The sequence below is a fragment of the Thermoanaerobacterium sp. CMT5567-10 genome, assembly GCF_030534315.2.
Lineage (GTDB): Bacteria > Bacillota > Thermoanaerobacteria > Thermoanaerobacterales > Thermoanaerobacteraceae > Thermoanaerobacterium.
Map to the genome: position 1 here is coordinate 1,350,969 of NZ_CP130558.2, position 21,677 is coordinate 1,372,645.

The following is a 21,677-nucleotide window of genomic DNA, read 5'->3' on the forward strand; positions in this document are numbered from 1 at the left end:
AGTATGGCCTCGTTGATTCGAGGCCATACTTTTTAAAGTTCTGAAAGTGCTTTGTACATTTCATAACGTTCTTTCGCGTTTTTTGAAGACTCATCAAACAGCTTTTGTGCTTTATCCGGGAAAAGCGTCTCCAATGATGAATACCTTATTTCTCCTTTTAAGAAGTCTATGTAAGACGCTGTCGGTTCTTTAGAATCTAATATGAATGGATTTTTGCCTTCAGCTTTAAGCTCTGGATTGTACCTATAAAGATGCCAGTACCCTGCTTCAACAGCTTTCTTCTCCTCTGCGATACTTGTACCCATCCCTGACTTTATTCCGTGATTTATGCACGGAGAGTAGGCGATTATAAGAGAAGGTCCTTTGTATTTCTCAGCTTCTGCAATCGCCCTTACTGTGTGGTTCATGTTAGCACCTAATGCTATTTGTGCTACATAAACATATCCATAACTCATTGCCATAAGGCCTAAGTCTTTTTTCCTTGTCTCTTTACCAGATGCTGCAAATTTGGCTATAGCTGCCGTTGGCGTTGATTTTGACGACTGACCGCCGGTGTTGGAGTAAACTTCGGTATCTAGCACAAGCACATTTACATCTTCCCCTGATGCCAAAACATGGTCTAATCCTCCAAATCCTATATCATACGCCCATCCATCACCACCTATTATCCAATGTGATTTCTTGACAAGATAATCTTTTAATCTGTAGATTTCCTGTACTATTTTATTCGCCTTTAAATTTTCGCTGCTAATTATATTTATGATTTTGCTTGATGCAATTTGCGATGCTTCTCCATCTTCTTTGTTATTTAGCCATTCTACAAATGCATTCTTTAATTCGTCAGGAATCTGAGTATTTAACGCTTGGCCGATTAAATCTTCAAGCCTTTGCCTTATCTTTTTATTTGCAAGATATATTCCATATCCATATTCTGCATTATCTTCAAACAATGAGTTTGCCCATGCAGGGCCTTTACCTGAATTATTGGTAGTGTACGGCACCGATGGTGCACTGGCACCATATATGGAAGAACAACCTGTGGCATTGGCAATTATCATTCTATCTCCAAATAATTGTGTCAGTAGCTTAATGTACGGCGTCTCGCCGCATCCTGGGCATGCTCCGTTAAATTCAAAGAGAGGCTTAGAAAACTGGCTTCCTTTCAAAGTCGTCTTTTCCATAATGTTGTCTTTTGGCTTGATTTTAACAGCATACTCCCAATTATCAGCCTGACTCTCTATTTCTCCTTCCGCAGGCATCATTACAAGAGCTTTTCCCGGTGCCGGACATACATCTGCACAGTTGCCACAACCTGTACAGTCTAGTGGGCTTACCTGTATGCGGTATTGAAATGCCTCAAGACCTCTGCCTACCGCTTTTTTTGTTTCAAATGTCATTGGTGCATTTTTAACTTCTTCATCATTTAACAAAAATGGCCTTATTACAGCGTGTGGACATACAAATGAACATTGGTTACACTGTATGCATTTTTCTATTTGCCATTGAGGAATCATTACAGCTATGCCACGCTTCTCATACGCAGTAGTGCCTAATGGGAATGTTCCATCTTCCATGCCGGAAAAAACACTTACAGGCAGATCATCACCTTCATTTTTAGCCATAGGTCTTTGTATCTTTGTCAAAAATTCAGGTTCATCTTTGGCAAAATCCTCATCTTCTACGGCATTTACCCATGAAGCAGAAACATTTACTTTTTTCAATGATTCTAAGCTTCTGTCAACTGCCTTAATATTCATGTCGACTATGTTTTGCCCCTTTTTGCCGTATGTCTTTTGTATAGATTCTTTCAAGTATTTTATGGCATTTTCAAATGGAATTATATTAATAAGCCTGAAAAATGCTGTCTGCATTATCATGTTTATCCTGCCACCAAGGCCTACTTCTCTAGCAATAGATATTGCGTCAATTGTATAGAAATTTATCTTATTTCTTGCAATGTACCTTTTCATAGATGCAGGAAGTTTTTCGTCAAGTTCTACTTCACTCCACGGGCAGTTTAAGACAAAAGTCCCACCATTCTTTAATCCTTTTAGCAGATCATAATTGTAAATAAAAGACTTGTTATGGCATGCTATATAATCGGCATGATACACAAGATAGCTGGATTTTATAGGTTTTTGGCCAAATCTCAAATGGGATATGGTAGTTCCTCCAGATTTTTTGCTGTCATACTGAAAATATCCTTGTACATAAAGATTTGTATTATCACCGATTATCTTTATGGCAGACTTATTTGCACCCACAGTTCCATCAGATCCTAAGCCAAAAAATTTGCAACTTATAGTACCCTGTGGTACTGTTTCAATTGATTTGCCAGTTTCTAATGATGTCATAGTCACATCATCTTTTATACCTATTGTAAATCTATTAATTGGATTGTATTTTTTGAGATTATCATATACTGCTACAATTTGTGATGGCGTCGTATCTTTTGAACCCAAACCATACCTGCCACCTACAATCAAAGGCTTATCTTGTTTATCAAAAAATGCTTTTACTACATCAAGATATAAAGGCTCACCGATAGAACCAGGCTCTTTCGTCCTGTCCAATACTGCAATTCTTTTCACTGTATGTGGAATAACTTTCATGAAATATTTCTCTGAAAAAGGCCTATATAGGCGTACTTTAATTAGTCCAACTTTTTCACCTAATCCCAAAAGATAATCTATCGTCTCTTCGATTGTCTCACACACGGAACCCATTGCAACTATCACATATTCAGCATCTTTTGCACCATAGTAATCAAACAAATGATACTCTCTACCTGTCAGCTCCTTTATTTTCTCCATATATAAAGCAACCACATCTGGTACCTTTTCATAAAACTTATTTGATGCTTCCCTTCCTTGAAAGTATATATCAGGATTCTGGGCAGTCCCTCTGACTACTGGATGTTCTGAATTTAGTGCCCTATTTCTGAATTCATTTATTGCATTGTAATCTACAATTTTCTTTAAATCCTCATAATCTATTACTTCAATCTTTTTTATCTCATGTGACGTCCTAAAACCGTCAAAGAAGTGCAAAAATGGTACTCTTGACTTTATTGCGCTAAGATGTGCAATGCAGCCTAAGTCCATGACTTCTTGAACACTATTTGATGCAAGAAGAGCAAAACCGGTTTGCCTGCAGGCCATCACATCCTGATGGTCTCCGAATATGGATAGTGCATGTGCAGCAACCGCACGGGCACTTACGTGAAAAACACCAGGAAGAAGTTCACCCGCAATTTTGTACATGTTAGGTATCATAAGGAGAAGGCCCTGTGATGCCGTATATGTAGTCGTCAAAGCACCTCCTTGAAGTGATCCATGTACTGCGCCTGCAGCACCCGCTTCTGATTGCATCTCTACCACTTTGACAGTATCGCCAAAGATATTTTTTTTGCCATGTGCAGCCCATTCGTCAACACTTTCTGCCATGGGAGATGACGGAGTAATCGGGTATATGGCGGCGACCTCTGTAAAAGCGTACGATGCATACGCTGCGGCAGTATTTCCATCCATAGATTTCATTTCCACAGTCATAAACTTAACCCTCCTCTTTCAAATAAAACAATATTGAATTTTGCTAAAATTAGTATTTCATAAAAAATGATTATCATACACATTAGTGACAAAAACAGTCTCGATATAGCAAAATAAAATTGTGGATAAAACAAAAACACGCCAAAGGAACATATGGATATTGCAAATCTGAAGGTAGAACAAGCTCCAGCAGCATACGATTTATCTAATATGATGCGTCATGGAATTTGCATTGTTCTTAATCGCCGTATTAAGATTCAGAAAGAGGCTTGACTAAGCCAATTGCATTTTAAAATTTAGATATAGACATTCTTGCTTTCGTATGTTATAATTTTTGTAGTTTAATAAGACCCTTTAAAATTAGTCCAGTGAGGCTAAAAAGGAGGAACGATATTTCTGCATATCTATATGTTTGTCCTCCTTGAGAGGGTTTTTTTATGCCAAAAATTAAAGGAGGAATCGTCATGAAGAACAAATTTTACGGTATACAAGATGTACCGCCTATCAATGAAGCTGTCCCGCTGTCATTTCAGCATGTTTTTGCAATGTTTGGCGCAACAATACTGGTACCGCTTTTGACAGGATTAGACCCTGCCGTAACATTATTTACATCAGGTCTTGGCACATTAATATTTCACTTAATGACAAAAGGAAAAGTTCCTGCATACTTAGGTTCATCATTTGCATTTATCGCTCCTATAATAGCGGCAACAAAAGCTTTTGGCGTAAGAGGAGCTTTCACCGGCATGATAGCTGCAGGGCTTGTGTACGTGGCAGTTTTCATAATAATAAGTATAACCGGTATTGATTGGATTGAAAGGATTCTTCCATCTGTAGTAGTAGGTCCTGTTGTAATGATCATAGGCTTGAGTTTAGCACCGACTGCAATACAAGAAGCACAAAAAGATTTGCCTACAGCTTTAGTTACAGCCGCACTTGTAATAATCTTCAGCATGTTTGGAAAAGGATTCATGAAAGTTATACCAATTTTATTAGGAACCATCGGTGGTTATATCTTTGCCATATTCAGAGGTCTTGTAGATTTTTCTCCCGTCTTAAAGGCATCGTGGATTGCTGTACCAAAATTCTCATTCCTTATTGGTCATTCACCTGTGCTTGCATGGGGTGCTGTAACATTAATTGCACCTTTAGCATTAGTGGCAATAATCGAAGATCTAGGTCACGTCCTTGTAATAGGAAATATAGTTAATAAAGACTTGATAAAAGATCCAGGTTTTCATAGAGTAATGCTGGGAAATGGCTTAGCAACATCGATAGCCGCACTGTTTGGCGGTCCACCAAGCACGACGTATGGTGAAAATATTGGTGTCTTAGCTATGACAAAAGTATATAGCTCAAGAGTCATAGAAGGTGCCGCTGTCATAGCAATACTTTTAAGCTTTATCCAAAAGATAGGAGCACTTATACAGGTTATACCACAAGCAGTAATGGGTGGTGTCACAATAATCCTATTTGGAATGATAGCAGCCGCAGGTATCAGGACATTAGTAGAAAATAAGGTTGATTTTTCTGACAGCAGAAATTTGATTATAACATCAGTAATCTTGACTCTTGGTGTTGGCGGTATCAAAATAGGAACAGGTAATTTCGTGTTTGAAGGTGTTGGTCCTGCAACACTAGCAGGCATAATCCTAAATTTGGTGCTTCCTAAAGTTAAAATAGCAAAGCCTAAAGAAGAAAAGTCGAAAACAAATAATGACAGCGTTATAACTGAAGTATAAAAAAAAAGAGAAGTGTGATTAGGCAATCTATCGCACTTCTTTTTTATCTAAATTCATTAAATTTATAGCTTTTTACTCATGCTATTAAGTCCTTTTATATTTAATACGTAGTTCATCTCAAATACAGCCGCTTCTATCAATTTGTCTATTTCTTCATCCGTCAGCTTGTTTCCTATTATTTTCTTTATTAGGTTTACCGCTTCTGCCTTTTTATCTGCGCCATTTCCTGCACCAAATTCCTGCTCTACTCCCCTTACAATCATCTTTGCAATTTCAAAATACCTTTTTGTCTTTTCAGTGCCTATCTTTGAATACAAGAAATTTATGACATAGCCCAATGTCACAAGTATCACAAGCTGCAGCCCTGCAGTCAATATTGTCATAATAAGATCCCTCATTTTCTCAACCTCCTATAATCTTTAATAATGCATCTGCAATATCTTTCCATTTTACATAACTTTCAGGATCGTAATAGTCAGAAATAAAGCCCATCTGGTGTAATTTTTCAATTGAATCCGATTTGTTTATTTGCTTAAGTCCTATGTTATTTAATATACCATTTGATATTGATATCGCAAATAGATTTTGTTTGTTTAAAATCAGGTCTAAATCTTCCTTGTTGGTTATAAATCCTAATTCAACCAATATTGCTGGCATGTTTGTATGATGCAACACATAGAAGTTGGCTGTTTTTATACCTCTGTCTATTGTTTTTAGATTTGCCACAATAGTTTGTTGCACACCTTTTGCTAATTTTGCTCCAGAAATACTTCTAGGATATGAATAAGTTTCTGTCCCTTTTGCAGAAGAATCTTTAAAACTGTTACAGTGAATTGAAATAAAATAATCCGCCTTGTTTTTATTTGCAATGTCACACCTTTCGCTAAGTCCCAATGTCACATCTTTATCTCTTGTCAAAATTATATCTACATTGTTTGCCTTAAAAACATCTCTCAATTTAAGAGATACACTTAAGTTGATATCTTTTTCAAAATAACCATATCCTACAGCGCCGCTATCAGATCCACCATGTCCGGGATCTACAACAATCATCAATTAAATCCCCTCCTTTCTTAATATTCACCTCTCATATAATATGTTTTTTAGCAAAAAAATTTATATATATGGGCATAAAAAAATCGGATATATACTTTGCATATACATCCGATAATAACTAGTTTTTACGCCACGATTATGAGTTTTTGGTAGTTTTGAATTATATTATATATCCTTTCTTCTTCTTTAATAATCTTGTTGTTTTCATAGTCATAGGCATAACATGCACCATTTATAACCTTTGTGGTAAGCATGCCACTTGCACTTTTATTTCCTTTAAGATGCGGAGCATCCAATATGCCTAATTTTATCGCTAATGATAATGTATGTGGATCTGACAGCGGATCGCTGCACAATGTATTAAGTTCCTTTATAGCATTGATTATTACCATCGCATCATTTACAAGTTCCTCTTTCCTCTTTAAAACATCTAAATCTTTAGTAAAATCCACCATGCCATACAAAGTATTGTTTATCACTGCTTTTACAATCTTCACACTTTCTATTATATCGTCTGGCGTTGCAGCATGATGTGCTTCACAAAAACCTACAACATGATATATATGAGGTTTTATAGCCATTGAAAGATATGCGCTTGAAGCAAGCTGCCCTTTCGCCTCAAAAAGATCATGCGGCATGCTTGCAAGCCCCGCCCTCGCCTGTCTCAGCACTCTAAAGTTATCATCCTGAAGGCTTTCAACAAGCTCTATAGATGCCAACATCTTTGCAAGATCCATTTTTGGGGATGTAGCTGGCGGCACATTAAACATAAACTGCGCTATATACGTCTTTACACCCATTTTCTTAGCATTGTACGCTGCAAGATAGCTTGCCGCAACATATATAGCATCATGTGCATCTCTAAGCCCCCAGTGATGTGCCTCATTGACTTCCACAGGTATATTTCTATCAGCATGCCACTTCATCAGCTTTTGGTTCTCTCTTATAGATTCTTCCACCTGTCTAGGCCCTCTGCCATCTAATACATTGTACCAGCAAAGTGGTATAGCTGCCCATGCATTATTTATCGTGTCTTTTAACATTTTTGCCATTTTAAAAACATCATTCGTTCCACTGTAACATCTAAGCAGCGGATAATTTCCACGCCTTGACTCATCATAAAGTTTTTTAAATTCTTCTTCAGTCCTTATAGGTACTCCACCTGCACCATCAAGTGCTTTATTGTACTTTTTATCGAAAAAATGTTCTTGTGTATTTTGATCAGGCGCTATCGATATTACATCGAGAACTTTTTCTTCCGCAATCCTTTTTATCCCTTCAAGTGTGTCCGTATACGAAGGCAATCCAAAGTGATGTCTTATTACAGGATAAGGATAGTTTCTTTCTATCCTCTCAAGTATATCCTGCTCATACTCAATTTTATTTGATGCAACTTTTTGTCCTCTCAAATACGAAATTGTAAATTCATCACCTGAAGTGCCATCAAAGACTTCCTCAAAAATGCCCGATTCTTTGGCAACTATGCAATTTGGTTCCGTGCCACCAAATATCCATCTAATGCCATTAAGATTGTATTCTTTTATCCTATTTTTAAGAACATCTAAAATGGATTTAAGTGAATCAGGAGTCAGTCTATAGCTTATTCCAACTATGTCAGGTTTTCTCACCCGTATGCTTTCTATAAGTTTATCAATTGGTGTTGCAGGACCTAAAAACTGAATATCAAATCCTTCACTCTCTGCAATCTTTAAAAACTTATAGACACCAGCAACATGAACATCATTCTCAATTGAAGCAGCTATAATTAATCTTTTCATGCGACAGTACTCTCCTCCTTTACGCCTTCTACTATTTCTTTTATTTCTGCTGCACTTTTGCCATCCAATCCTAGCTTTACAGCCGTCCGTCCCATCTTCCAGTAATTTTTTTCATGCATACATGATGCCAAATGAATTATAGAGTCGATAGTATGTGTCGAAATCCCCAACTGCTTTCCAATTGAAGAAATTGGGACTAAGCTCATAGGAACATCTTCAAAAATATATCTGCAGTCTAGTGTCTTTGGTGCTAGTAATCCTTTATATGCATCTGTATTTTGAATTGCATCATATAAATTATCTGAAGTAACACCATACGTATCTTTTAGCCAATCTAATGCTGTAACAGCATTTACACCTAATGCATGTGCGACTGCAACTCTTTCTCTATCCATTCTTTCCAATATCTTTGCGACTGATGGAGATATTCCTTCTAAATAATATTGAAAACTTCCCTCTGTAGTCTCTATTCGTGCAGAATTTAAAAGGGTAGGTGCCGGATGAAAAATAGAACCTATATTATTTAAACTTGTCTCTAAAACATTTTCGGCTGGAACCACCTGTGAATAAGCCAATTTCAGCAAATCAACTACATAATTTGTCTTCCACGATGGTATAGATGCTAATGATACGACATGTTTTATTCTAAAAATTTTCGCTATGCCATCATTCGATCTACAGGCATATATAAATGTATCTGTCTCAGATATTACCACATCTAAATCTCTTCTTGTTTTGACGATATTGTAAAACTCAATTGCCCCAAAGGTCCTTCCAGGATTTAAAACTATTATTTGCCCATTTTTTAAATGTGGAAGCATTTCATAAGCTATATCGCTGTGTCCCGATGCTGGAATAGTTACCATAATTATATCTGCATCTTTTATTGCATCTTCCATATTATCAGTAATCATATTGAGTCTAGCAAACCCTCTAACAGCTCCTTCAAGATATATACCACCATTATTCAAGATATGAATCAATTTCTCACGAGTTCTATTGTAGAGATTAACTGTAAACCCCATTAGCGAAAGGTGTGCTGCCATCGCCTGACCGCTGTTGCCGGCTCCAATGACAGAAAATATAGGTAATCTCATTTAAAAACCTCCTTCTATTTTTGGGTATTAAAAAAGCCATAGAGAAAATCTACAGCTGAAACCCGGTTTACTAATAGAAGGCAGTAAAACCGAATCTATCCATGCTATTTCCTCCTCTTTCAACGCTTACGAGGTTAGCTGACGGGTTAGGGTCGAAAGATAACCCTTCCATATAAAATGGATTCACCCCAAAATTGGTTTCCCCGCTTCATACGAATTCAGCGTTATAGCATATTATTAAATTAATTAAATTATACCATATTAAAATCATATTTGCAAATATATTAAAAAGATGTAAATTTTGTAACCAAACTGTGTCTATAAATATGCAACTTTTTAAAAAGAGGAATTGAAATTTATAAGTTATTTGTTTAAAATTAAACTAGTCTAAAAAATGGGAGGATATTAAAGCATGAAAATATTTGACATTAGCAGAAATGATTATTGCATCTGTGGGAGCGGGAAAAAATATAAAAAGTGTTGTATGAATAATATAGAAGAAATAAAAAAAAAATTGACAAATTCCTTGTCTAATGAAGTTAATCTTTTTTCGGATGATGTTGAGTTTATTAAAATCGTAAGTATACTATGACGTAGATAATCTTTTAAAACAGATTGTAGAAGAAAATTTAGTAGAAGATATTTTTTTGAATATTGCTTTTGAGTTGCAAAATTTTGATTTTTTAGAAAAATAAATAAAGGATCTTTTTCTTTTAATAAGGGTATCTATATTAGACGAATATAACACATTAGTAAAAATGGTAACAGGAGCCACCATGATTGAAATAGCCAAAGCCTTGGAAGAAATACACGCTATAAATAGTAATAAGACTATGGATAAAATCTTTGATATAGCTTCGAAATATCCATCATTTAATGAATATCTAAGCAGTAAAATGTTTGATGCTATTACAGGTGATTTAGATTATGTTTTAAATGAGCATATAGATATTCCCTTTTATATAGTATATCTGTTTTTGCTTAAATTATATCATAGAATTTTATCGTCATTTTTATTTGACTTTAAGGCACTTAATGAATTCTCTGATTTATTATTTGACGATGTATTACAAGATTTGCTTTATAATGAGCTAATCATTTTTGAAAAAGCTTTAAAGACTATCCTCATAAGTTTAGAATCAAAATTTGAAAGTGCAAATGACGAAAAAGTAAAAATATCTTTTGAGAATGTTTTAACACTTTTAGGTATGCCTACTAATCATTGGAATATGAAAATATTTGAACAAATAATAAAAGTGAATATTTTAAGAACTTTGAATAATTTACCTGCAAAAGTGGAGGGCATAGACAAAGAAGTAAAATTACAAGACTTAACTTCGGATGAAATCTTAGATGAATACATAGTTTACTTAAAGAAAAATGGTTTAGAACAAATAGTGGAGATATTTGAAAAAATTTATGGTGATTTAAAAAATACAATGAGTAAAATAAGCAGTAATATTCTGGCCAACATAGATATAAAATTTTAGCATTGTATTCATTAAATGCACAAATGAAAGCATAAATATAAAAACACATCGGCAAACTATGCAATGTGTTTTTATTCCAATTAATAATTATTTCGTTATAATTCGCTAAAACTACTTAATCAATTTATCGCAATATAGCTGAACACAAAAAATTTGTACATATTTATGGTAGTAGAGGCGTATCATTCATAATTATGAACATACTCTACTCATATCTGCATCAAGAATCTTTTTCTGTCTTTATGGAAATTTTCTTATAATAACGTTATATTATTTCGCTCACGGTTTGATGCCCCTAGTTAGGTAATTTGTCCAGCATCAATCATATACGATAATTATTACCGTATTCCTAAACTTATACAGCAAACAATATATAAAGATAAAAAACAGAAGAAATTATGCAAGCTTTCTTTTAAAATTGAACAACTACCACTTTAAATCCCTCTGTTTCTATATCCTCAATTATTCTATTTAAAGCATTATTATCATCATACCCAGAATTATTATTCCAGTTCTTATCTGCAATTAAAACACATTGCTCGTCAAAATCAATACTTTTAATATGTTTAATAAACTCTTTAAAAGAACCCTTCTGATAATGAGGACTTTTGTTAAAATTGATTATACGTTTATCACCTTTTTTCCAGCACGGACAAGGCTCATAAATTAATTGAAAAGGCTCCTGATATCCGTCATTTCTTTTAAAAATCAATGTAAAACATAAATACATTTTTAATTCCTCTCCTTATATAGTTTATTCAAAGTAATATCCTTATCTAATATATAGGGTAAAGTTTTGTATATGATAGGTTTTGTACCACTTGCTTTAATCTTAACATCTTTATGACCATAACCAATCTGTTTATTTCCTATAAACCATTGATGCGAGGCTTTACTATTTTGTCTATCAGGTTTTGTTTTATCTTCACCTATTGGATAATTTATGTTTCGTGGAGCCTTTTCGAAATCAGTAATTTTTAAAAATTCTTGTACATTTTTCCTATTATAATCAAACGGTCTATTTTTTTTTAAATCTATTTTATATTCATTTAATTCATATGATATTGTATCACCATCAATTGATATATCTCTTTTTATGATTTTATTTATTCTAATTTTTATTGTACCAAAACCAATTGGCTTCCCTCTACCAATCTTATGACAATTCATATTATTGTTATCACCAATATTTAGTATCCATACAAGTTTATTTAGTTCATCTTCCGTTATAGCATCAAAATATACTCTAAAACTGAATATATTGTTCTTCTTTAATGGCCTTACTTTACAATTCCTTTTATTTTGTTCATAAGCAGATTTAACCTTCTTAGAATGCCAGTAAAATTTTCGTCCTCTAATTTTAGGAACATATTTATCAAATTGCTCAATTTTATTTTGATGATCCCAGTTAAATGCATAATCATAATTCCACATGTCATATGTCTTTCCTTTATCATCATATGGTCGCTCAAGGTAAAATTCTGTTGCCGAAATTTTTGGAGATGCTAATTCAGGCAAAATACAAATTTTATCATAGTAATCTTCGTTGCTAATTTTTTTGTTTTTTATTTTTGCATCTGTAAATCTTAAACGCGATGCTAATGCATTATTTCCGCTGCCATTACCTGTAAAACCAAAAAGAGCACAAGCTTCACATAAATTTTCTATACTACTACAAGGTTGATAACCCCCTTGAACCTTTAAAATGTCACTTAATTTATTTGTAAAAACTTCTCTTCCTATACATGCAGGCGAAAGATATACGTAACTCTTATCATCCTTTTTATAAATAGAATAATATACTGGCAGTACTCTCCTACCACTTTTAAAATCTTTTGACGTTAACAACTCATTAAATTTTTTATATTTTATATCATTATTATCTTTATTTAATTCATTATATATAGTTATCAATTCATCTATTTTTTTAATATCATCATATGTTATTTCTATGTCGTGTATCATTTCACCTAATTTAAATATAGACTCATGATGCTTTTTTATAAAATCCTCTCCAAAGTGAATATAACCTTCTTCATAGCCATCAACATTAATATCAGATATCTCTGATATTGTATATATCCTATAATTTTTATATTCTATTCCTCTTTTAAAATAAATCTTATCCCCTTCATTATACTTTGATAGAATATTTCTAAAATTTTGTGCAGTATCAGTTAAACAGTCTTTGACTTTTATCATTAATCTTTCCGCTTCATATAGTTTCCACTCCCCATTTTCTTTTTTTAATAAGCCTGGTTTTGCCGGTATTGTTGTTCTTTTACTTAATATATTACTATCGTCTATTGTTGACATACATGAATCTGTCAAAGCTTCATATGCAGAACGAATAACACCCCTTATTTCACTTGCCGGTATAACAGGTTCTGAATATTCAGATGTACGTTTTTGCTCACGTATATCATCATATGAAAAAAAATCATAAGATTTATATTTTTCATTATCTGTAAATGCATTTTCATTTGTTGTATTAGGTATAAAAATTGGCGTTAAATTTTCCAATTCACATTCAATATAGCCCGTTAACAATTCTTTATTATTTATATAATTATCAAAACTTTTCCTCTTACATTCATTCCCTAATGATATAAAATTATACGGGTTCACAAATTTTATATTCATATCTTCCTTCCAAGTCATATTATCTCACTCTCCAACTCTTTAAAATCTTTATCAAAAAATCCACATAACCTTGCATCATAAAATCTTAGGATCCCATCCTCATCAAAATCATAATAGTTATAAACCTTATATCTAATTGGTAATTGTTCCTGGGATATATCATATGGGAAATATATTTTTATTCCTCTTTCCATCTCTTTAAGAATTGTCCATTTTTCATCAGCTTTTTCAAGCGTAGAACCAAAAACAATCGGATATTCCACAAATATTTTTTTATCTTTTAAAACTCTTTCATTATAATCTCTATTTTTATCAATTTTAAATTCATCGTCTTTAAATCTATAATAAAAATCATCATTTATTTTCCATATATGGAGTTCACCATTTTTATCAAAAACACGAATGTCAATTATATGTTCTTCATCAAATTTATTATCACCATAAAATCGAATTGTATCTTTTGTAGCAATACCTAAAAGAACCTCATAATCTTTTTGTAATAAAATATTGCAGCATCTACTTTCACAAAATCTATAAATTAATGATTTTATTTTATTAATATCAATGGAATTCACTTTGATACACCTCCTACTATGAAGTCATATAAACTCTTTAGATATTTTCTTTCAGAATTTGAATCGACAACTTCATTATCAATGTATATTTTATCTCCATTCATAATGCCTCTACCAGCAGAAGCTTCACCACCTATTGGGATAAAACCATTTTGTATATCCTTTATCACCAATATTAATAACCCTATTATCCAATCTTCTTCTGATTTAACTTTTATAGTCAGATATGTTTCTCCACCATAAATAGGCTCTTCATCAAAAAGTGCAGATTCCGCCGCACCACCAGTAAATCTGTCTATTTTTACTCTCGTTTGATATAATGTCTTACCATTATTAATTTTCGCTTCTTCGATTAATATCTTTGACGTTTCTGCTTTTTTACTTTCATTGTCTACATATCCAAAAATACAATTTATATTTGAATTAACTTTATTATTAATTTTATAATCATCCAGCTTTAACAATTTATCATAAAACAATTTAAGTATCTTATAACATCCACTTCTTATAGCACCACCCCAGCTTGTACCAGGAATAACCGGTATACCATTGCTTGTTATATGCTTTTGATCAGAATTTTCAAGGTTATTATAACTTCTTATAATTATCGATGTATCGATATTTAGCGGAACTTTTATTGTTTTTATATTATTTATATGTGTTTCATGTTTAAATTCATCCAAATTTTTATTGCCAACAAAACAATCCCAGTCAAAATTAAACCATCTAATTAAGTTTTCTTCTAAATGCTCTTTATCATTAAAATTGAGATCTAGAATTTTTATACTATTTTTATCAATTGTACATTTTCCTAAACCTCTATTAGTCTTTCCGCCTAATCTTATTTCTCCATCAATCATAGAATATAAAATTTTGTATAAAATATTTTCGACTTTATCATTTAAATACGATAATTTTCGTCTAAGTTGTATTTCTATTCTAAACAGGAAACAACTTCCACTTTCAATAACCTCATAATCGTATTTATTATTTTCCATTGATGTCTTTGTTTTATAATCAAGTTTTACACCATCACGGATACTAATTCTTTCATTACTATAGTTTATCATGTTCATATCATAAAAATATATTGGACTAATTGTTGATTCATCATTGTCTTTCTTCCTTTTTCCAAATAAACATTTAACATATTCAGGTTCATCATCTTCTTTAGATCCATCTGATAGAAAAGTACGCAATACACCTGCTATAGAACTCCCTGGTATATACGGTATATCGTTTTTATCTTTTACTACATCTATATCTGTATTAGTATCATTGCCAGAACCTATCATACAAGGTGTTTCTAACTTTAAAATTCCTGAAACAAATATTACCCTTTCTATTTTATTATCATACATTCCTTGCACCTTCTTTTTCTCTTTTTAAATGTCTTAAGACATTAAATAATTTTGTATAATAAAGAGCAAACAATTCATTTACTATGTTTGTATCTTCTATATAATTGATATTTAAACTTTTAAAAGTTTGATATGTTTCTAAGCTTCGCAAAATATTGATAAAGGTATTATTCTCTAAATATTTTATTATGCCGTTTATTTTTCTTGCTTTTTTAAATTCTTCCGATAATAATTTTTTAAAATGTTCTTCACTATTAGATTTTTTTAATAAAGTTTTTAGCCTACCAATAGTTGAATTCGTCATATTTTCCAGTCCATACTTTTGCTTTTTTGCATCATTTATAGCTTTTTTGATTAATTCTTTTTTAAATTTTTCTTTTTCTATATAAATTATTAACGGTTTCACATATTGTGATGTTAAATTCATATCGATAAACTCATCATTTTCATTATCCTTTTTTTCTAGCGGTTTAAATCCATGAATATTTACGGCAATTCTTCCAAATCCTTCGTTTGTCCTCAAGCCATATGCTTTTGTTAAAAGTCCTGAAAAATCATTACTCTTATCTTTTATCTCAAAGACAAAAACACTTCCAGAAGCTAATGCTTGAACTTGTTGCCTTGGCAATCCCCATTTCGAATTAAAGCCATATACTGTAACGTGCCTTATAAAATATTTATCATTACACACAAGAGAAGGATATTCTTCTTGTATTATTTTTATAAAATTCCTTGGATCTGAATCAATATTGCCATATTCATTACACAGTATCATTGGTGAAGTAAGTGTTATAATCAATTTTTCTTCATCATCTATATTAATTTCACTATCAAGCGGTTCTATTTCTTCAAAAAATATTTTAGCTCTTGAATATTCCGCATTTTTAGATTTTCCTATAAAAATTATTGAATTCTCTGGTATAAGTTCTTTTATTAATCCAAGATCTGATTTGCTGCCAATTATGCAACCCTTAAATTTTTCTCCAGCACATAAAGATAGATAACTGTAAAATTCACCAGATTTTTTAGTAGCATGTCCAAAAGATTTATCTTCAGGTCTTTTATGATGATAGTGCAGTACATATTTTGGATTTATAATATTAATATACTCACCTTGAATATTTATATAATTATCCGACAATGAATTTGTTTGAACTCTTTCTTCTTTAATATACTGATAGTCCTCATCATAAGCTAAATCAAAATAGTTTTCTTTGTCTTTTTGTTTGACAATACTTACTGGTACAGGTATATAGTCATTGTTTTCTTTATCTGTTGGATATGCATTTAAAAAGCTTACATCCTTTGATAAAAATATCCTTTTAAAAATAGGATCATTTTCTGCATCATTAATCTTAAAATTTTTAATATACTGTGTCGCAAAATACCCAAGAATGTTACTCCCAGGTATATAACTATTGGTCACATTGCTATTACCACCAATATTGGAAACAATTGTGTCAGATAACAATTCTATTATGTATGTTAATCTATATTTATTATTATTATCGCATATATCAGAATTAATATTCATACTCTTATTAATCTCATTAATATTGTTCTCTAATAATTCACACCTTACCTCACCTAAGCCTCTCGTCCTTGATAGTCCAATATGTCGGATAATTTTGCATGCATTTCTAAGTAATTCAACTTTTTTATCATAATCTATCATGCTATTGATATTTATATTTAAATAAAATAAATTTCCCTTTTTAATCGTCCGTATAGCTCTTAAGGATTTATCTTTTGAAATTCCGTTCTTTCTGTCTATAGCCGTTTGTTGGCGAATATTTGTAAAATATGACTTTACATATTGTTTGGGGAATAAATTTTTGTATTTTTTGTTAGTATTACATATTTTTATAAAATTAGCAATAGTATGATAATTTTCTATATAACCATTATCAATATACAGCTCACCAATAGAATTTGTTTCGGGATCGCCAAATAAGTCATTAATAATTTTCTGCGAATATTTCTCAGGATAAATATCTGAAATATCTTCAGCGGCCTCCCTTAAAATACCTTTAAATCTTTTAGCAGGCAAATAGGGTATGCCATTGTCATCATAAATTACGTCGACATCTATTATCCCTGATAGCCCCTCGCCAGAAGAAATACACAAATCCGACTTTAATTCAACTTTTATATGCATTTTAACCCTTCCTTCTCAAATTTCAATGTAATAATCAAATGCTTCAATCACATCATAATATGGTGTCATATCATATACATCAAATAAACTCTCATAACTCACATCATCAATTTTACACACATCAAGTTTTTTACTTCTCACTTCAATCATAAAATCAACTACCTCTTCGCGACCTTCTAAAAAAGCATCTCTTAGATTCATTAATTTTGATCTTGGCCAGTTTTTAAAACTTTCAAATATTTTTTCAAAATTTCCCCACGAATATTTTCCTTCATCCATAATGCACCACGGCCTATAAAGTAAATTATATTGAGGCAATTTATTATTATCTCCGCTCAATGGTGGCAATGATGGATCCTTTAAACTGCCCAAATTATAATTTTTTGCCCTCATCTCATCTAATTCATCGGTCATTCCACTATTTACTATATGAAAGTCAAGCCAATTACCAACTGTTTCACTTTCTGCTTTAAGAAACTTTCCTTTTCTTTTAGCTGCACCACAGCAATCCTCTGCTATTTTGTATGCCCTATCAATTGGAAAGTGACTTTTTACTATAGCTACACCTGCACAAGCAGAAATAGGAATTTCATAATTTCTTATTTTTACACTATTTTTTTTATTAATAGATTTTAATATATCAACTGCTAAGCCTAAAGCTAATTTACCATTACATATAAAAGTAATATCATCGCCTTCCATAATTACTGGCCTAATGGGTAATGTGTTATTTTTCAACTCTAAAAATTTTAGTTTTTCAGTTTTAATATTGATTATTAAATTTTTTACCATATCTTCAAAAAACAATTTATATACTCTGTCAATTTCACTTGATAATTCTCTCATGGCTTTCATGCCTTCAGTAAAATCATCAAATTCTGATAAAAATTTATCTATTTCATGTCCCATATTATTTCCATCAATATGTACAACTCCTATGTAATTTTCACCTTCTGATTGTCCAAGCTCATCTAATTCCATTGGAAATTCATATTTCTCGCCATTATAATTAAAATCATTAAATTGATCATTATCTATTAATATATCTCTCTTACATTTAGTTTCAGTTGATATGTATATCTCTCTATTGTCTTCTGTAAATGAATCTATAGCTGGATACTCATTATTTGCAGAAGGTTTTGTTATTGGTAATCCAAGAAGCCTTGTCCCTCTGAAATTCATATTTTTCTTTTGTTCTAATTTATTTAACAATTCATTCCTTTTTTCTTTAAAGTCATCCTTGTCTATATCAACTTCACAATAAGCCGTAACATATCCAATTGAAGTAGCATTTTTTAATAAAATAGTTGAAAATTCCTCATTAACCTTTTTCATTATATTTTTATCTTTATATAGTAAAGCAGCATTTCCACCACCTATATAAACAATCCTGACATCAACATCCATCATATTATCCTTATCGTCGTCTGAATATTTGAAATTACAATTTTTTATCGCACCAATCAAAAATTCCTTAAACATTTTTCTTACTAATTCAGAACCACCAACAATTTCTTTTAATTTGTTTGAGCTAAATATATAGTTTTGTATTCCAGTCGAATCATACAAAGAAAATATCATTCTATCACCTCATCTTGAAAAACACTTTTTAATTTGTTCTCAAGCTTTTGGATATCGATTAAATCGTCTATAGAAAATAAATTTATATTTTTATTATTTATAGCGTCAAATGACGAAAGGTCTTTTTTAAGTTCTTCTAAATTGTTGTTTTTGGTAAATTTAATACTGGATATTATTTTATTGTATATTGGACTTACTACAATTACTTTTGCATGTTCACCTGCTAATTGATTTGCCCTGTAAATTGCCTCAAATGCTTTTTGTTTAACTGCTTTTATTCCCTGTGATATTGTACACGAAAATAAGTATGTACAATATCCTTTTATGACTATAACATCTATTTCACATTCTCTATTATTATATTTAACCTTAACTGATTTATATAAATTATCTATCTTTACATCGTCTTTGATATTTTTTAGATGATATAAAATATAGTCCTCAAGCCATTTTCCAGTTAAAAATTCACATAACAATATTAGTTGAGTATTGTCAACGCTTTTAAGATCTTTATATGGAATAATATCTCCGAATATTTCTTTTAATTTATCAAAAGACTCCTTACATTTATTGCTATTTTTTATTTTATTTGTATTATAATCCGATCTATATTTATTAATTTCATTGGTTTCTTCACTTAGTTGATTATAAGCATCTTTAAAATCTTGATTATTTTCATTTAATAAATTTAAAGCTATTTTCGAGAATTTATCTATATTTATTTTTGAAAAGTATAACTCATCGCCTAATTCACGTTCATTTGCTTCCATATTATGTAGCTTAAAAAGAGTGGAAGCCTTAACCTTAATATAATCTCTTAAGTCCCCATCAAATGGATATTTTTTTACCTCTGTATCATCATTTACTATAACATTGATTTTATTTGTTTTTGGATCTAAGTCAGAAAAGATGCATTTGATGTCATTATTTTCACAATAATTTTTTACCTCATTATAACTAATTACAGACATAACCTTAGTACCACCTGTATAATTCAGGTGAATAGATTCAATAGAATCTTCTTTAGAATTTTCTTCGTTTAATGAAGACAATTTTTTGTTTATCATTTCCTTTATTGTTTTTGGATCACGTTCATACAACCCCAAATCAACTTGTTCAAATTTTAATTTATTGCCAATTAATTTTTTAATATTTTCAAAATATTTATATGTATCTTTAGAATGAACACATAATGCTACATCCGGACATGGCAATTCTTTTTTATCTTCCCTGCTATCATTTAATAAGTAATTTAGCACTGCATAAATCGGCAAAGGATTCGAACCTACCAACGCTATAAAGACATTCATCTAGAACTACCTCCATTATTTATCAATTTAATCAATTTACATTTTGATAAGTAATTCGACATATTATTCCAATTTCCTTCTTTTCAAAACATATTTTCATTGACTTTTATCATGTAGGCTAAGAACGCACACTTGAACGGCATCATATCCCTCTGCCGTAAAGTTTCAATTCCTCATAAGTTGCTAAAAACGCAATTATGTGAGCTTTAAGGTGCTTGATGAAAAGCCGTTTCAATTCCTCATAGGTAGGCTAAAAACAATTGTTGCTGTGTGAGTCCTTGTTTTGATGTTAATGTTTCAATTTCTCATAGGTAGGCTAAAAACAAGTGCTATTGAAATTCAAAGTTCAGCATTCCCATACAGTTTCAATTCCTCATAGGTAGGCTAAAAACAGAATTGCTCATCGGGGAGGATGGGTACGCTTATATGTTTCAATTCCTCATAGGTAGGCTAAAAACGGAGGTATTTTTATGCCCGGAAGTAAACAGAAAAGAGGGTTTCAATTCCTCATAGGTAGGCTAAAAACCAGGATACCAAGCGTTGGAGGATGCATACATGAACAAGTTTCAATTCCTCATAGGTAGGCTAAAAACAATGTTTTTAGATGAAGTATTTCCTCTGGCTTGAACTGTTTCAATTCCTCATAGGTAGGCTAAAAACGCCTCAAAGTGAGGTGAAATTGATTGGAAGGCTGGAGTTTCAATTCCTCATAGGTAGGCTAAAAACGAAGAAATTAGAAAAAATGTAACTGATGATGTTGATTAGTTTCAATTCCTCATAGGTAGGCTAAAAACACCCGGTATCCAGCCAAGTAAGGCTTGCATTGCTCTGTTTCAATTCCTCATAGGTAGGCTAAAAACTAAATTCATTTATGGGATGCTAAAAGAACAGGGAAAAGTTTCAATTCCTCATAGGTAGGCTAAAAACAAGGTATTTGACGTAGATCTTTGGAAATTTAGACTTGTGTTTCAATTCCTCATAGGTAGGCTAAAAACACTTCCATCACCGTATATACATACTTCACTATTGCCGTTTCAATTCCTCATAGGTAGGCTAAAAACTTTAACGTAATTAAAAGTGCAGTATTGGGCTTGGGGTTTCAATTCCTCATAGGTAGGCTAAAAACTGAAATACGCGGTTATCAAAATCAAAGATGCTTTGCGCGTTTCAATTCCTCATAGGTAGGCTAAAAACTTGGCGCAGGTGCATTGATAACACTTTCAATTCCTTTGTTTCAATTCCTCATAGGTAGGCTAAAAACCGTCCTGGCACGGCTGGAAATGCGGAGGTCGTCAAAGTTTCAATTCCTCATAGGTAGGCTAAAAACTCTGACGT

The 21,677-nt window shown here is 31.9% G+C and carries 15 protein-coding genes, 1 CRISPR repeat array and 1 riboswitch (1 of these 17 only partly in view); of the genes, 3 read left to right on the plus strand and 12 right to left on the minus strand.

Annotated features, from left to right (window positions below; translation table 11 throughout):
• Positions 1–32: 32 nt before the first annotated feature.
• Positions 33–3,551, minus strand: coding sequence for a pyruvate:ferredoxin (flavodoxin) oxidoreductase (gene nifJ, locus Q2T46_RS07100; protein ID WP_303263620.1), 3,519 nt, complete (start codon positions 3,549–3,551; stop codon positions 33–35).
• Positions 3,552–4,015: 464 nt separating this feature from the next.
• On the opposite strand from nifJ, the gene Q2T46_RS07105 reads away from it, so the two are divergent.
• A complete protein-coding gene (locus Q2T46_RS07105) occupies positions 4,016–5,293 on the plus strand; it encodes a uracil-xanthine permease family protein (RefSeq protein ID WP_303263619.1) in 1,278 nt (425 codons plus the stop codon).
• 62 nt (positions 5,294–5,355) lie between these two features.
• Here the strand turns inward: Q2T46_RS07105 and Q2T46_RS07110 are convergent, their stop codons facing one another.
• From Q2T46_RS07110 to Q2T46_RS07125, 4 genes are all read right to left on the minus strand, one after another.
• Entirely contained in the window at positions 5,356–5,691 is a 336-nt protein-coding gene (locus Q2T46_RS07110) for a phage holin (RefSeq protein ID WP_303263618.1), read from the minus strand.
• 4 nt (positions 5,692–5,695) lie between these two features.
• On the minus strand, positions 5,696–6,349 hold the full coding sequence (locus Q2T46_RS07115; protein WP_303263617.1) for an N-acetylmuramoyl-L-alanine amidase: 654 nt from the start codon (positions 6,347–6,349) through the stop codon (positions 5,696–5,698).
• A gap of 125 nt (positions 6,350–6,474) precedes the next feature.
• Positions 6,475–8,127 carry a cobalamin B12-binding domain-containing protein gene (locus Q2T46_RS07120; RefSeq protein WP_303263616.1) on the minus strand — a complete coding sequence of 551 codons (1,653 nt, stop codon included), beginning with the start codon at positions 8,125–8,127 and terminating at the stop codon, positions 6,475–6,477.
• Positions 8,124–9,224 (minus strand): NAD/NADP octopine/nopaline dehydrogenase family protein, encoded by a 1,101-nt coding sequence (locus Q2T46_RS07125; RefSeq protein WP_303263614.1) that lies wholly within the window; start codon positions 9,222–9,224, stop codon positions 8,124–8,126. The genes Q2T46_RS07120 and Q2T46_RS07125 overlap by 4 nt, the downstream gene beginning before the upstream one ends.
• Before the next feature lie 109 nt (positions 9,225–9,333).
• A riboswitch (cyclic di-AMP (ydaO/yuaA leader) is annotated at positions 9,334–9,458 on the minus strand.
• A gap of 178 nt (positions 9,459–9,636) precedes the next feature.
• Here Q2T46_RS07125 and Q2T46_RS07130 point away from each other — a divergent pair.
• Positions 9,637–9,816 carry an SEC-C metal-binding domain-containing protein gene (locus Q2T46_RS07130; protein ID WP_303263613.1) on the plus strand — a complete coding sequence of 60 codons (180 nt, stop codon included), beginning with the start codon at positions 9,637–9,639 and terminating at the stop codon, positions 9,814–9,816.
• A gap of 166 nt (positions 9,817–9,982) precedes the next feature.
• The gene (locus tag Q2T46_RS07135; protein WP_311062380.1) at positions 9,983–10,714 is read left to right on the plus strand and encodes a hypothetical protein; all 732 of its coding nucleotides are present in this window, start codon (positions 9,983–9,985) and stop codon (positions 10,712–10,714) included.
• 412 nt (positions 10,715–11,126) lie between these two features.
• Here Q2T46_RS07135 and Q2T46_RS07140 read toward each other — a convergent pair whose 3' ends face one another.
• The 7 genes from Q2T46_RS07140 to Q2T46_RS07170 are packed head-to-tail and all read right to left on the minus strand — an operon-like array spanning position 11,127 to position 20,342.
• Positions 11,127–11,444, minus strand: a complete 318-nt coding sequence (locus Q2T46_RS07140) for a hypothetical protein (protein ID WP_303263610.1) — start codon at positions 11,442–11,444, stop codon at positions 11,127–11,129.
• A 2-nt stretch (positions 11,445–11,446) separates the two neighbouring features.
• Positions 11,447–13,357: a TIGR03986 family CRISPR-associated RAMP protein gene (locus tag Q2T46_RS07145; RefSeq protein ID WP_303263609.1), complete on the minus strand. Its 1,911-nt coding sequence runs from the start codon at positions 13,355–13,357 to the stop codon at positions 11,447–11,449.
• Between the two features lie 14 nt (positions 13,358–13,371).
• Positions 13,372–13,932, minus strand: coding sequence for a CRISPR-associated protein Csx19 (gene csx19, locus Q2T46_RS07150; RefSeq protein WP_303263607.1), 561 nt, complete (start codon positions 13,930–13,932; stop codon positions 13,372–13,374).
• The gene (locus Q2T46_RS07155) at positions 13,929–15,293 is read right to left on the minus strand and encodes an RAMP superfamily CRISPR-associated protein (protein WP_303263605.1); all 1,365 of its coding nucleotides are present in this window, start codon (positions 15,291–15,293) and stop codon (positions 13,929–13,931) included. Before Q2T46_RS07155 ends, csx19 begins: the two co-directional genes overlap by 4 nt.
• Complete coding sequence (locus Q2T46_RS07160) at positions 15,286–17,451, minus strand: RAMP superfamily CRISPR-associated protein (RefSeq protein WP_303263604.1); 2,166 nt, start codon at positions 17,449–17,451, stop codon at positions 15,286–15,288. Before Q2T46_RS07160 ends, Q2T46_RS07155 begins: the two co-directional genes overlap by 8 nt.
• A 15-nt stretch (positions 17,452–17,466) precedes the next feature.
• Complete coding sequence (locus tag Q2T46_RS07165) at positions 17,467–19,032, minus strand: Cas10/Cmr2 second palm domain-containing protein (protein WP_303263602.1); 1,566 nt, start codon at positions 19,030–19,032, stop codon at positions 17,467–17,469.
• Positions 19,029–20,342, minus strand: coding sequence for a hypothetical protein (locus Q2T46_RS07170; protein ID WP_303263601.1), 1,314 nt, complete (start codon positions 20,340–20,342; stop codon positions 19,029–19,031). The genes Q2T46_RS07165 and Q2T46_RS07170 overlap by 4 nt, the downstream gene beginning before the upstream one ends.
• 162 nt (positions 20,343–20,504) lie before the next feature.
• A CRISPR array of direct repeats spans positions 20,505–21,677; the repeat unit is 30 nt; unit sequence GTTTCAATTCCTCATAGGTAGGCTAAAAAC (it continues 5,406 nt past the right edge of the window).

Bases quoted from the DNA above. Each gene is read 5' to 3' on its own strand.
- nifJ (WP_303263620.1), bottom strand. From the start codon at position 3,551: ATGACTGTGGAAATGAAATCTATGGATGGAAATACTGCCGCAGCGTAT.
- Q2T46_RS07110 (WP_303263618.1), bottom strand. From the start codon at position 5,691: ATGAGGGATCTTATTATGACAATATTGACTGCAGGGCTGCAGCTTGTG.
- Q2T46_RS07160 (WP_303263604.1), bottom strand. From the start codon at position 17,451: ATGCATATAAAAGTTGAATTAAAGTCGGATTTGTGTATTTCTTCTGGC.
- Q2T46_RS07130 (WP_303263613.1), top strand. From the start codon at position 9,637: ATGAAAATATTTGACATTAGCAGAAATGATTATTGCATCTGTGGGAGC.
- Q2T46_RS07165 (WP_303263602.1), bottom strand. From the start codon at position 19,032: ATGATATTTTCTTTGTATGATTCGACTGGAATACAAAACTATATATTT.
- Q2T46_RS07125 (WP_303263614.1), bottom strand. From the start codon at position 9,224: ATGAGATTACCTATATTTTCTGTCATTGGAGCCGGCAACAGCGGTCAG.
- Q2T46_RS07140 (WP_303263610.1), bottom strand. From the start codon at position 11,444: ATGTATTTATGTTTTACATTGATTTTTAAAAGAAATGACGGATATCAG.
- Q2T46_RS07120 (WP_303263616.1), bottom strand. From the start codon at position 8,127: ATGAAAAGATTAATTATAGCTGCTTCAATTGAGAATGATGTTCATGTT.
- Q2T46_RS07135 (WP_311062380.1), top strand. From the start codon at position 9,983: ATGGTAACAGGAGCCACCATGATTGAAATAGCCAAAGCCTTGGAAGAA.
- Q2T46_RS07170 (WP_303263601.1), bottom strand. From the start codon at position 20,342: ATGAATGTCTTTATAGCGTTGGTAGGTTCGAATCCTTTGCCGATTTAT.
- Q2T46_RS07155 (WP_303263605.1), bottom strand. From the start codon at position 15,293: ATGTATGATAATAAAATAGAAAGGGTAATATTTGTTTCAGGAATTTTA.
- Q2T46_RS07145 (WP_303263609.1), bottom strand. From the start codon at position 13,357: ATGAATATAAAATTTGTGAACCCGTATAATTTTATATCATTAGGGAAT.
- Q2T46_RS07105 (WP_303263619.1), top strand. From the start codon at position 4,016: ATGAAGAACAAATTTTACGGTATACAAGATGTACCGCCTATCAATGAA.